This window comes from Flavobacterium gilvum (assembly GCF_001761465.1).
Taxonomy (GTDB): domain Bacteria; phylum Bacteroidota; class Bacteroidia; order Flavobacteriales; family Flavobacteriaceae; genus Flavobacterium; species Flavobacterium gilvum.
This window is the reverse complement of sequence record NZ_CP017479.1, coordinates 1,694,908-1,706,505: the sequence shown is the minus strand read 5'-3', so window position 1 is coordinate 1,706,505 and position 11,598 is coordinate 1,694,908. Positions and strand designations below refer to the sequence as shown.

The 11,598-nt window shown below is 34.5% G+C and carries 12 protein-coding genes; 6 read left to right on the top strand and 6 right to left on the bottom strand.

Going from position 1 to position 11,598, the window contains the following annotated elements:
• Window positions 1-35 precede the first annotated feature (35 nt).
• The 5 genes from EM308_RS07160 to xrtF form a co-directional block, all read right to left on the bottom strand.
• Window positions 36-449 (bottom strand): HYC_CC_PP family protein, encoded by a 414-nt coding sequence (locus EM308_RS07160; RefSeq protein WP_035636807.1) that lies wholly within the window; start codon window positions 447-449, stop codon window positions 36-38.
• Between the two features lie 70 nt (window positions 450-519).
• Window positions 520-1,875, bottom strand: coding sequence for an MBL fold metallo-hydrolase RNA specificity domain-containing protein (locus EM308_RS07155; protein ID WP_035636804.1), 1,356 nt, complete (start codon window positions 1,873-1,875; stop codon window positions 520-522).
• A gap of 123 nt (window positions 1,876-1,998) precedes the next feature.
• Entirely contained in the window at window positions 1,999-2,829 is an 831-nt protein-coding gene (locus EM308_RS07150) for a restriction endonuclease (RefSeq protein WP_035636801.1), read from the bottom strand.
• A gap of 61 nt (window positions 2,830-2,890) precedes the next feature.
• Window positions 2,891-3,334 carry an exosortase F system-associated membrane protein gene (locus tag EM308_RS07145; RefSeq protein ID WP_035636798.1) on the bottom strand — a complete coding sequence of 148 codons (444 nt, stop codon included), beginning with the start codon at window positions 3,332-3,334 and terminating at the stop codon, window positions 2,891-2,893.
• Entirely contained in the window at window positions 3,324-3,860 is a 537-nt protein-coding gene (gene xrtF, locus EM308_RS07140) for an exosortase family protein XrtF (RefSeq protein WP_035636796.1), read from the bottom strand. The genes EM308_RS07145 and xrtF overlap by 11 nt, the downstream gene beginning before the upstream one ends.
• A 356-nt stretch (window positions 3,861-4,216) precedes the next feature.
• Between xrtF and EM308_RS07135 the strand changes: the two genes are divergently transcribed.
• From EM308_RS07135 to rpe, 6 genes are all read left to right on the top strand, one after another.
• Window positions 4,217-4,672, top strand: a complete 456-nt coding sequence (locus tag EM308_RS07135; RefSeq protein ID WP_035636793.1) for a GAF domain-containing protein — start codon at window positions 4,217-4,219, stop codon at window positions 4,670-4,672.
• A gap of 37 nt (window positions 4,673-4,709) precedes the next feature.
• Window positions 4,710-5,732, top strand: a complete 1,023-nt coding sequence (locus EM308_RS07130; protein ID WP_051877762.1) for an energy transducer TonB — start codon at window positions 4,710-4,712, stop codon at window positions 5,730-5,732.
• Between the two features lie 147 nt (window positions 5,733-5,879).
• Window positions 5,880-6,149 (top strand): 30S ribosomal protein S15, encoded by a 270-nt coding sequence (gene rpsO / locus EM308_RS07125; RefSeq protein WP_035636792.1) that lies wholly within the window; start codon window positions 5,880-5,882, stop codon window positions 6,147-6,149.
• Window positions 6,150-6,357: 208 nt separating this feature from the next.
• Window positions 6,358-8,502: a polyribonucleotide nucleotidyltransferase gene (locus EM308_RS07120; RefSeq protein ID WP_035636791.1), complete on the top strand. Its 2,145-nt coding sequence runs from the start codon at window positions 6,358-6,360 to the stop codon at window positions 8,500-8,502.
• Between the two features lie 704 nt (window positions 8,503-9,206).
• On the top strand, window positions 9,207-10,070 hold the full coding sequence (locus EM308_RS07115) for a sigma-70 family RNA polymerase sigma factor (RefSeq protein WP_007804760.1): 864 nt from the start codon (window positions 9,207-9,209) through the stop codon (window positions 10,068-10,070).
• Between the two features lie 314 nt (window positions 10,071-10,384).
• Window positions 10,385-11,050 carry a ribulose-phosphate 3-epimerase gene (gene rpe, locus EM308_RS07110; protein ID WP_035636789.1) on the top strand — a complete coding sequence of 222 codons (666 nt, stop codon included), beginning with the start codon at window positions 10,385-10,387 and terminating at the stop codon, window positions 11,048-11,050.
• Between the two features lie 54 nt (window positions 11,051-11,104).
• On the opposite strand, the gene EM308_RS07105 is transcribed toward rpe, so the two are convergent.
• On the bottom strand, window positions 11,105-11,530 hold the full coding sequence (locus tag EM308_RS07105; protein ID WP_035636787.1) for a CBS domain-containing protein: 426 nt from the start codon (window positions 11,528-11,530) through the stop codon (window positions 11,105-11,107).
• Between the last annotated feature and the right edge of the window lie 68 nt (window positions 11,531-11,598).

The following is an 11,598-nucleotide window of genomic DNA, read 5'->3' as shown; positions in this document are numbered from 1 at the left end:
AAACCACAACAAATTGGTTCAACCTAAATTAAACATTATAACTTATCGTAAAGGAGGTATTGGCTGTACAGCTTGAAAAGTGGCGGTGCATTTGCATCGCAATAGTAAGCTAGAGTTAAATTGTTTTTGAAATTTGGCACAGCTTCAAAAACAATAGGATGAAATTCTGGAATTAAAAAAACAGAATCAAACTGAAAAGAAAAAGACTTTACAATTCCATTGTCTGTTTTTTTCTGAAAGACGATTTTTTTGTCTTTACAACAGCTGTCTTTTTTAGTGGTTACTTTTTTTTCACAACAACCTTTTTCAGTTTGAAGCGAAGGTAAAGTTGAATTCAAAGAAACCGAAGCTATTTTTCCGCCACAATAATGTACATCAAAAGCCAACCCTACGTTGGAAACCAACAATAGAATCGCTAAAAAAATACTTATTTGTCTTTTGAATCTCATATTACAAAATTAGCATTATTATCAGCCAAAAAAACCAAATTTCTGTTAATTTTTCAAAAGAAAAGCAAGATTACAATTCAAACTCCTGTCCTATCCACGGAATAACGCACTCAAAACCGTATTCCTCCTTAATCTTTATTCTGAGTTCATCGGCTGCTTCATTTTCCCCATGAACCAAAAAAACTTTCTTTGGCTTTTCTTCCAATTCCGAAAGCCAATTCATTAAATCTTTTTGATCTCCGTGAGCTGATAAGGTTTCAATTTCAACCACCTTGGACTTCAACTCATAATATTTTCCTCTTATTTTTATATCCTTTGCGCCATCAAGCATTTTTCGCCCCCGAGTGCCTTCGCCTTGATACCCAATAATAACAACAGTGGTTTCCGGCAATCCTACATATCGCTCCAAATAACTTAAAACTCTACCTCCAGTAACCATTCCGCTGGCAACAATCACCACTTTGGGTTGTTTATTATAAATGACTTCTATTGTCTCTTTATAATCCGAAACCATAGTAAACATTTTGCACATGGAAGTAAATTCTTCTTGCGGCAAACGATGCCATTTTTTATGATTGATAAAAAGTTCCAACATACTTATTCCCATCGGAGTATCAACAATATAAGGAATGTCAGGGATTCTTTTTTCTTCTTTCAATTGCCAAAGCAAATACATAACACTTTGTGCTCTTTCTACAGCAAAACTCGGAATTATTACAGTTCCTTGATTTTGAATAGCATCGTTAATATACTTTTCTAATTCTGTTTTTGGGTCTGTATCCGGATGCAGTCTATTCCCGTACGTACTTTCAAGGAAAACATAATCGGCTTTTTTGGGTTTTGTGGGCGAAAACATAAGCAAATCATTATCCCTGCCAATATCTCCCGAAAAAACGACAACTTTATTTTCAAGCCGAAGTTCTATACTGCACGCTCCCAAAATATGCCCGGCGTTGGTAAAAACAGCTTCAATCCCTTCTTCCAAAACGACATTTTCATTCGGTTGTATTATCTGAAAATGAGAAAAAACTTTTTCGGCCTGCTCTACTGTATATAGAGGTTCTGCTATTTCGTGTTTTGAATATTTGCCTTCATTTGCCATTTTTGCATCTTCTTCCTGAATCTTGGCACTATCCAAAAGAATAAGTTTACTGACAGCCGCTGTTGGAGCCGAACAATATATTTTACCCGAAAACCCCTGATTGATTAATCTTGGCAACCAACCGCAATGATCCAAATGCCCATGTGTCAACAACACAAAATCGATAGTAGATGGCAAAATTGGAAGCGGTTCCCAATTGAGCTCCCGTAATTGTTTCAAACCCTGAAATTGTCCACAATCAATCAAAATTCGGAGTCCATTACTTTCTACCAAAGTCTTGGATCCTGTAACTGTTCCTACTCCGCCAATGCATGTAATTTTCATTTTTATTTCTTTTTAAGTTACTAAGATGTCGAGACGCTAAGTTTTTAAGATTAAAACACTTTAGCTCTTTTGAATAACAAGAAAAAAACTTAGCTTCTTAGCCTCTCAGCATCTTAGTTTCTTTCAAAAAAACTTGCACAACTCAGACGCTTCTTTAAACACATTCTTTATCCTGTTAGGACTCAAACCTATTTGTTCCAACGCAGCTCTATTATTTATAACTTCTAAAACCAAGATGACATCCAAGAGCAAAAGTTTCTCTTTTTCGGAGAGTGTCAGCGTTGTCAAACAGGTTATGGGATATAAATGATGGCTGTCTATTTTTGTCTTTAAATTACTGATTTCGGGATAATCCCAACTCAACAAATTAATCCCTGAACATTTTGCAAAATCAACCGCATCGGCAGTAAAACGATTATTGGTAACAATAAAACATTTTGAAATAAAATCTTTTCTAGAAAATATCTCATGCTCCTTATCTCTTATATCATTGAACCGAGATAAAATATACATTGGTACTTTCACATCTGTAGCCACATCCTGCCCCGTATGAAACTTACATTCGACCATCGAAATAACATTAGCGTTTTTGACCAGAACATCGATTTCATGCGAAACACATTTGCCTTGCAAAATCATCCCCACCTTGGTTTCATAATGCTCGGAGGCAAAAAGTCGGGCAATAAATTTTTCAAAAAAGAAACCTGCAGGCCCTAACAATCGAATGGATTCTCTTAAATTATATCGGGCTGCGTGCGAATTGGATGCTTTTTTGAGGAGACCAAAAGCCATTTTATAAATATGTTTGGTAGAAATGCCTTCGTATGCTTCTTTTTCTATAGTCTGCAAAATATCGTCAGCAATATCTGGAGAAGCGCCCGATTTCAACAGTGACTCTTTCAGTTTTGAGTGATTAAAATCAACAATAGCCTTTGAATGTTTTACTACTTTCATCTTTAATAAAATTTGTCGATCCGTAAATTCAAAACTTCCTTAAAGATAAGAAAAAGACACGTCAATTCTTTAACTTTTGATAATAAAAAGCTGGTACAAAAAGAATTAGAAACAAAGGCTGAATTAAAAATCGTCTTAAATAAAACAGTAATAGATTTTCGCGATTCTCAAAAAAATGAAGAACACAAAAGAAAGAAACAATTAACGCAACAAACAAAAAGAAGAACAAAATAGAAATAAAAACAAGCATTTCCCTATCTCTGAAAAGTAAATAAAGAACTCCCAGAGAAAGTAAGGTGTTCAATAAAAAACGAAAAAATAATCCCAAAAAAAGTTTGAAACTATCATATTCTGGCAAAGGCATTTTCATGTAATCCCCTTCAAAATAGACCAAAAAAGGATCATAAAATAATTGTTTTTCAAACATCCGGACAAGCGCCAATAGAACGACAAATACAATCACTACCAAAGAAGTAGTTTTATTCTGAAGTAGTTTATTTAACATAGCCCGAGAATTTATTAACCCAAATTACCCATAAAACAAAAACCACCCCATAAATAATCAGCGGAAAAAGTACACCATGTAATAAATGAGTATACTCGGGAAAACGGTAAAGTAAACCGGTCAAAACTGCAATTCGGAACACATTTAAAACATAAATTATTAGGCTTCCGCCAAAGATAAAAAGCAACGTATTTTTCAGGCTTCCCGAAAATGCCACAACAAAAGAAACAAACAAAATAATCACACTAATTCCGTTGCAACCTTCTACAATCCGAATAACACTTTGGTTAAATAAATACACTACAAACGAAGGCTCATAATTTACCTCTTCAAAGCGCACCGATTTACAAAACCAAGAAAGCACATTTTCTGTATTTCCGGAAACGAAACGCGTTATAGCATCCACCTCGTTTTCTCCAAAACCATTCAAAAAAACCTGATACAAAAAGGTAAGCAATATATATGTACCAAAAAAACTAGCCAGAAAAAGCAAAAAAGGTCTGTATTGGACAAAATATTTTTTCATTTAATTTATTTTGGGAATAATTGAAAAGCAAGGCAAATCATTTGCCTACATTCTTAAATTGAAGCGATTTAATAATTTATTTTTTTAAACCCATTGGGTGAAAATCAGTTTAAATAAAAAATGAAACACATAGATACATAGATTTAATATCAAATCATTAAAGATTGAATAGAAATATAACTATTTTTCACATAGATTGCTATGTGAGAAGTAAAATGACTATTATATCCTTTTTAAACACAATAAATTCTATGTTTCTATGTGTTTAAAAACAATTACATCCAGCAAGTTTTTTTTAACAAATTTATACAATTTTTAAAATTGGCTTTAAATACTTTTGCAAAAAACAATTAACTATGACTTTTCAAGAACTACAGCCCAAAGTAACCGAAATAACTACAAGTACAAGTCTAACAAGAGACGAAAAACTTTTGGCTATTTGCCAACTTTTAAGCGATTCTATCTCCTACTACAACTGGGTAGGTTTTTATTTTGCCAATCACGAAGCCCAAACATTACATCTTGGCCCTTATGTTGGTGCCGAAACTGATCATACAGTAATCCCTTTTGGGAAAGGTATTTGCGGGCAGGTGGCGGTTTCCAACGCTAATTTTGTTGTTCCTGACGTTAGCGCACAAGACAATTATATCGCCTGCAGTTTTACCGTTAAATCCGAAATTGTGGTTCCGCTTTTTGTAAATGGCACAAACATTGGGCAAATAGACATCGACAGCCATGTTCTTGATCCTTTTACAGAAAAAGATGAACGCTTTTTGGAATTTGTGAATGGCGAGATTGCGAAGTTGTATTAAAATTAATACATTCGCTTTCTGACCAAAAAGTTATTCAATGAAAACCTCTTTATTAACCTTCATCCTTTTATTATCAATTGCTTCCTACTCGCAGATTATTCAGCCAACGCGATACAACCTTGATTCCTTACACGTCATAACATACAAACCGGATTTTAAATACATCCGAATAGTCGAAAATTACGACAATCAGCCCAACTTATTTATTTTCACTGAATTTACCCGAGAAGAAAAAATGATCATGAGGGCCATTTCAACAAAAAAAGAGGAGCTAAAGATTAATGGACCTCGCATCGATTATTACGAAAATGGAAACGAAAAAAGAGAATCCAACTATGTTGACAATAATTTAAGCGGAAAACAAATTGATTGGTACGAAAACAAAGAAGAAAAATCAGAAAAAGAAATAACCTGGGATCCCATAAAGAAAATTTCCAAAGTTAAAATAGTACAGTTTTGGAATAAAGACAAAAAGCAAACGGTAATCGATGGAAATGGTTTTTATGAAGACGCTGACGATGATCTCTATGAAAAAGGAGAAATTAAAAATGGAGAAAAACAAGGTGTTTGGGAAGGAAAACACCTAAAGAAAAAATACAGCTTCACAGAAAACTATAATGAAGGAAAATTTATTTCTGGCATAAGCACCGATGAAAACAACAATCAAATCCCATATGGAGAAGAATGCTCAAAACCTCATCCAGCAAAGGGAATGGAGGATTTTTACAGACATATTGGAAGGAATTTCAACACTCCTAAAATAGAAGGACTACAAGGAAAAATATATTTATCTTTTGTAGTAGATGAAAATGGGAATCTTACCAATTTTAGAGTATTAAGAGACATTGGCTATGGCACCGGATTAGAAGGCATCAAAACTGTAAGTAGTTACGGAAAATGGGTTCCTGGAACTATGAGAGGAATTCCGGTAAAAGTAATGTATTCTTTACCAATTACTATTAAAGCTACACAAGCGTCCTTGAATGCGCGTCAAATATATAATGAACAACTTCAAAGAAGCAATGATCCTTTTCAAACGAACAATAACACATTTAGATAAACAAATAATTCACAATTCATAATTGCTTCGCCGATTCAAAAAATAAAAATATTTTTTTTCGGGTCATAATTCATAATTATTTTTTACTTTTGCACCCATCTTGCAACAGATGTAAGAATACATAATAATCATTTAAAAAATATTGGAATGTACTTAACTAAAGAAGTTAAAGAAGAAATCTTCGCTAAACACGGAGGAAAAGCAGAAAACACTGGATCTGCAGAAGGACAAATCGCGTTATTTACTCACAGAATCACGCACCTTACTGAGCACTTGAAAAAAAATCGTCACGATTACAACACAGAGCGTTCATTGGTACTATTAGTAGGTAAAAGAAGATCTTTGTTGGATTACTTGAAAAAGAAAGAGATCAACAGATATCGTGAGATTATCAAAGTATTGAATATCAGAAAATAATCAATATAATAAAGAGGTGCGAGAGTGCCTCTTTTTTATTTTGAACTTTAACCGATTTTTTTAGATTCTTCAATTTGAAATTAATTTAAAAAAATTGATATTTACATAAAAAAGTTTGGTTTTTCATTGGGTTTTAGGCATTAACTACGCAACAACTACAACTAACAACACAACTAAAACCCATTGTATAATCAAAAGGAAAAAAATTATGATTCCAATAGTTTCAAAAGAAATTATCGATTTGGGAGATGGAAGAAGCATCTCGATCGAAACAGGTAAATTAGCAAAACAAGCCGACGGTTCTGTTGTTGTACGTTTAGGAGATTGTATGTTGCTCGCAACTGCTGTATCTGCAAGAACATCAAATCCTGGTGTTGACTTTTTGCCATTAACCGTAGATTACCGTGAAAAATTTGCCGCTGCAGGACGTTTCCCTGGTGGATTTTTCAAAAGAGAAGCAAGACCAAGCGACAGCGAAGTTTTAACAATGAGATTAGTAGATCGTGTTTTGCGTCCTCTTTTCCCAGATGATTACCACGCAGAAACGCAGGTAATGATTCAATTAATGTCACATGACGAAAACGTTATGCCGGATGCACTTGCTGGATTAGCAGCATCTGCAGCATTGGCTGTTTCTGACATTCCATTTTACAACTTAATTTCTGAAGTTCGTGTAGCACGTATCGACGGGAAATTGGTTATCAACCCAAGCAGAGCAGAATTAGAAAAATCAGACATCGACATGATGATTGGAGCTTCTATGGATTCTGTTGCCATGGTTGAAGGTGAGATGAAAGAAATATCAGAAGCCGAAATGGTTGAAGCTATTAAATTTGCTCACGAAGCCATCAAAGTTCAAATTATCGCACAACAACGTCTAAGAGCCGCTGTAGGATCTCCTGAATACAGAACTTACGAAGGTGAAGTTGAAGACGAAGCTGTTTATGCCAAAGTAAAAGCTGCCGCTTATGACAAATGTTATGCAATTGCTCAAGAAGCGTCTGGAAAAAGTGAAAGAAGCGAAAAATTTGCTGCTGTAAAAGAAGAAGCAAAAGCGTTGTTTACTGAAGAAGAATATGCCGAAAATTCGGATTTGTCTGGATTAGTTGGGAAATATTTCTACAAAACCAATAAAGAAGCTGTTCGTAATGTAATCCTTGAGAAAGGTATTCGTCTAGACGGAAGAAAAACAACCGAAATCAGACCAATCTGGTGTGAAACAGATTATTTACCATCCGTACACGGTTCCTCTTTGTTTACTCGTGGAGAAACTCAAGCTTTGGCAACTGTAACTTTGGGAACTTCTAGAGAAGCAAACCAAATCGATTCACCATCAGAACAAGGAGAAGAAAAATTCTACTTACACTATAACTTCCCTCCTTTCTCGACTGGTGAAGCAAAACCATTAAGAGGAACATCAAGAAGAGAAGTAGGACATGGTAACTTGGCGCAACGTGCCTTAAAAAATATGATTCCTGCCGATTGTCCTTATACAATTCGTGTTGTTTCTGAAGTATTGGAATCTAACGGTTCTTCCTCTATGGCAACAGTTTGTGCCGGAACAATGGCGCTTATGGATGCGGGAGTTCAAATGGTGAAACCTGTTTCTGGAATCGCTATGGGATTAATTACTGACGGAGCAAAATTCGCTGTATTGTCAGACATCTTAGGAGACGAAGATCACTTAGGAGACATGGACTTTAAAGTAACCGGAACTGCTGACGGTATTACTGCTTGTCAAATGGATATCAAAATTGACGGATTGCGCTATGATATTATGGAGCAAGCTCTAGGTCAGGCTCGTGACGGACGTATGCATATTTTAGGAAAATTGACTGAAACGATTGCAACTCCAAGACCAGACGTTAAAGCTCATGCACCAAAAATCATTACTAGAACAATTCCTGGCAACTTTATTGGAGCGCTGATTGGACCTGGTGGAAAAGTAATTCAAGAATTGCAAAAAGCTACTGGAACTACTATCGTTATCAATGAAGTGGATGAACAAGGAGTTATCGAAATTCTAGGTACTAATCCAGATGGAATCAAAGCTGTATTGGCTAAAATTGACTCTATTACTTTCAAACCACAAGTTGGAGAAGCATACGAAGTAAAAGTAATCAAAATGCTTGATTTTGGAGCAGTCGTAGAATATACAGCAGCACCAGGAAATGAAGTATTGCTTCACGTATCAGAACTAGCTTGGGAACGTACAGAAAACGTTTCTGACGTAGTGAAAATGGGAGATGTTTTCCAAGTGAAATACTTTGGTCTTGATCCAAAAACCAAAAAAGAGAAGGTATCAAGAAAAGCACTTATCCCAAGACCTCCGCGTGAGGAGAAAAAAGAGTAATCCAATCTTAGTTTACTAAAGGTTTATTTTATAGAAAAAACCCCGTTTCATTATAGTGAAACGGGGTTTTCGATTTTATAAGCATCATCAATGTACTTTATTTCAACATTATTCCATTTATACCATTTGGAATTATATAATAGTTTTTAGTTTACCCTCCCCTCTCCCGTAATTACCTACCATCTGGACACAACTAAAAATAGAACACAGATGACACAGATTTAACGGATTTAAACAGATGAAATTTGATAATCTATTTCCAATAATAAGAAATTATTTATTTTTACTTCTCTCTTTTTGGTATCATGCAAAAAAAATCAGTGAGAATCTGTCTAATCTGTTAAATCTGTGTTCTATTTTAAGCGTAATATATTTGTGCCCAGACGGTAGGTAGGCAATGGAGCTTGGATTGGATTGGATTATTTTATATTTCTAAATCATATTCCGCTCTTAAAGCAAATTCCTAATGAAATCATCAATTTAGAAGAAATAGAACAAATTAAGACAAACCTCTACAAAACATTGATTATCAATCAAAACATATCACTTAACTGGTAAAAATCAGCTAGTTTCACCTAATTTATATCTTTTAAAATCAGGTATTATTATTTTAATTCAAAAAAAGAATTCATCTTTTGTAACTTTTTTGAAACTCCATACGTATAACTACTTGTACACTTAAAAAAATTGAGGAGACAAAAAACATGAGACAACTTAAAATCACCAAGCAGGTAACCAATCGTGAAACCGCTTCATTAGACAAATATTTACAAGAAATTGGAAAAGTTGACCTTATCACCGCTGACGAAGAGGTAGAATTAGCACAAAGAATCAAAGCCGGAGATCAAAGAGCTCTTGAAAAATTGACAAAAGCTAATTTGCGTTTCGTAGTTTCGGTAGCCAAACAATACCAAAACCAAGGTCTTACCCTTCCTGACTTAATTAATGAAGGAAATCTTGGTTTGATAAAAGCAGCACAACGTTTTGACGAAACCCGTGGTTTTAAATTCATTTCTTACGCCGTATGGTGGATTCGTCAATCGATTCTTCAGGCTTTGGCAGAGCAATCCCGTATTGTTCGTTTGCCTTTAAACAAAATTGGTTCTATCAATAAAATCAACAAAATGTACGCTTTATTAGAACAGTCTAATGAGCGCCCACCTTCTGCTGAAGAAATTGCAAAAGAACTTGACATGACTGTAAATGATGTAAAAGAGTCCATGAAAAACTCTGGTCGTCACTTATCAATGGATGCTCCTCTTGTAGAAGGAGAAGACTCTAACCTTTACGACGTATTACGTTCTGGTGAATCTCCAAATCCTGACAGAGAATTAATTCACGAATCATTGCGTACTGAAATAGAGCGTTCATTAGAAACATTAACTCCTAGAGAAGCTGATGTTGTACGATTATATTTTGGACTTGGAGACCAACATCCAATGACACTTGAAGAAATTGGAGAAACTTTTGACCTGACTCGTGAGCGTGTTCGTCAAATTAAGGAAAAAGCAATCCGTAGATTGAAACATACTTCCAGAAGTAAAATCCTGAAAACTTATTTAGGATAAATAATATAATTTTCAATATTTTTAAATCCCAAATTCCAATATAACAATTGGAATTTGGATTTTTAAATTTGGGATTTTAAAGCAAACAACAGTCTGATTAACTGTTCGTTTTTTGATTGATGATTGAAACTCCGGCTGATTACCGGAGTTTTATTTTTTTAATAAAATACAGTCACTTAATCTCTTAATGGTTCAAAAAATGAATTCTAATTTCATTTTAAAGAAACTAAAATCTACATTTGCAAAAAATAATACACACAAATACACACAATGAAATCGCTTTTGCGATTCACGAATACAAAAAAATATAAACAATGAGTAAAAATACAATTATTGCTCCATCAGTATTGGCGGCTGACTTTGCTAATTTGCAACGGGATATTGAAATGATTAACAGCAGCGAGGCTGACTGGTTTCACATTGACATCATGGATGGTGTTTTTGTTCCAAATATATCCTTTGGAATGCCTGTTCTTGAAGCAATCACTAGACACACCAAAAAAACTGTCGATGTGCATTTGATGATTGTCAATCCTGATCAATATATTAAAACATTCAAAGATTTAGGTGCCGATATTTTGACTGTACATTACGAAGCCTGTACACATTTACACAGAACCCTTCAAGCTATCAAAGCACAAGGAATGAAAGCAGGTGTAGCATTAAATCCTCACACAAATGTGGATTTACTGGAAGATATAATCAATGATATTGATATGGTTTGTATTATGAGCGTGAATCCTGGTTTTGGAGGACAATCTTTTATCGAAAACACCTATTCGAAAGTAAAAAAACTAAAAGATTTAATTACTAGAAAAGAAGCTTCAACACTTATCGAAATTGACGGTGGTGTAACCAATAAAAATGCCTTGCAATTGATTGAAGCCGGAGCAGACGTACTTGTGGCGGGAAGTTTTGTATTTAATGCAAAAGACCCAATTCAAACCGTAGCCGATTTAAAAAAATTGACAACAGTATAAAAATAAAAAGTCCCAATACTTAAAATGAGCATTGGGACTTTCATCAGTAAGCACTCAATTTTTATATTGTTCTAATAAATACTTTATCAAATCTGTAGTGGTTACAATCCCGACCAACAGATGGCCTTCACAAACTGGCAAAGCATGAAAGTCTTTCTTTGCCAATATTTCTGCTGCTTCTTTAATAGTAGTGTCCGGAGTTATTGTTGTTAATTTTTTTGCCATTACCTGCTCAACAGTAAACATATTGTAAACTGTGGTATCCACAACCTCTTCATCATCATCTATAGCATCTGCAAAAGAAATGCGCAACAAATCAGTATAACTTAACATTCCGATAATTGTCGCACCACTTACAACAGGTATATGCCTAATTTTATAATGCTTAAAAAGAGATTCTGCTTTGGTTAAATCATCAGAAATAGTAAGTTTGATGATATCTTTGGTCATGATTGTTGATATGGGAACATTCTTTTTCATAGGGCCTCTTCTTTAAATTATATTCAAATTTAGAATAGAAAATCAGCCAAAAACATGATGTTTATCAG

What these genes read in the sequence shown, in the direction of transcription:
- EM308_RS07160 (WP_035636807.1), bottom strand. Translation starts at nt 449, where the DNA reads ATGAGATTCAAAAGACAAATAAGTATTTTTTTAGCGATTCTATTGTTG.
- EM308_RS07155 (WP_035636804.1), bottom strand. Translation starts at nt 1,875, where the DNA reads ATGAAAATTACATGCATTGGCGGAGTAGGAACAGTTACAGGATCCAAG.
- EM308_RS07150 (WP_035636801.1), bottom strand. Translation starts at nt 2,829, where the DNA reads ATGAAAGTAGTAAAACATTCAAAGGCTATTGTTGATTTTAATCACTCA.
- EM308_RS07145 (WP_035636798.1), bottom strand. Translation starts at nt 3,334, where the DNA reads ATGTTAAATAAACTACTTCAGAATAAAACTACTTCTTTGGTAGTGATT.
- xrtF (WP_035636796.1), bottom strand. Translation starts at nt 3,860, where the DNA reads ATGAAAAAATATTTTGTCCAATACAGACCTTTTTTGCTTTTTCTGGCT.
- EM308_RS07135 (WP_035636793.1), top strand. Translation starts at nt 4,217, where the DNA reads ATGACTTTTCAAGAACTACAGCCCAAAGTAACCGAAATAACTACAAGT.
- EM308_RS07130 (WP_051877762.1), top strand. Translation starts at nt 4,710, where the DNA reads ATGAAAACCTCTTTATTAACCTTCATCCTTTTATTATCAATTGCTTCC.
- rpsO (WP_035636792.1), top strand. Translation starts at nt 5,880, where the DNA reads ATGTACTTAACTAAAGAAGTTAAAGAAGAAATCTTCGCTAAACACGGA.
- EM308_RS07120 (WP_035636791.1), top strand. Translation starts at nt 6,358, where the DNA reads ATGATTCCAATAGTTTCAAAAGAAATTATCGATTTGGGAGATGGAAGA.
- EM308_RS07115 (WP_007804760.1), top strand. Translation starts at nt 9,207, where the DNA reads ATGAGACAACTTAAAATCACCAAGCAGGTAACCAATCGTGAAACCGCT.
- rpe (WP_035636789.1), top strand. Translation starts at nt 10,385, where the DNA reads ATGAGTAAAAATACAATTATTGCTCCATCAGTATTGGCGGCTGACTTT.
- EM308_RS07105 (WP_035636787.1), bottom strand. Translation starts at nt 11,530, where the DNA reads ATGAAAAAGAATGTTCCCATATCAACAATCATGACCAAAGATATCATC.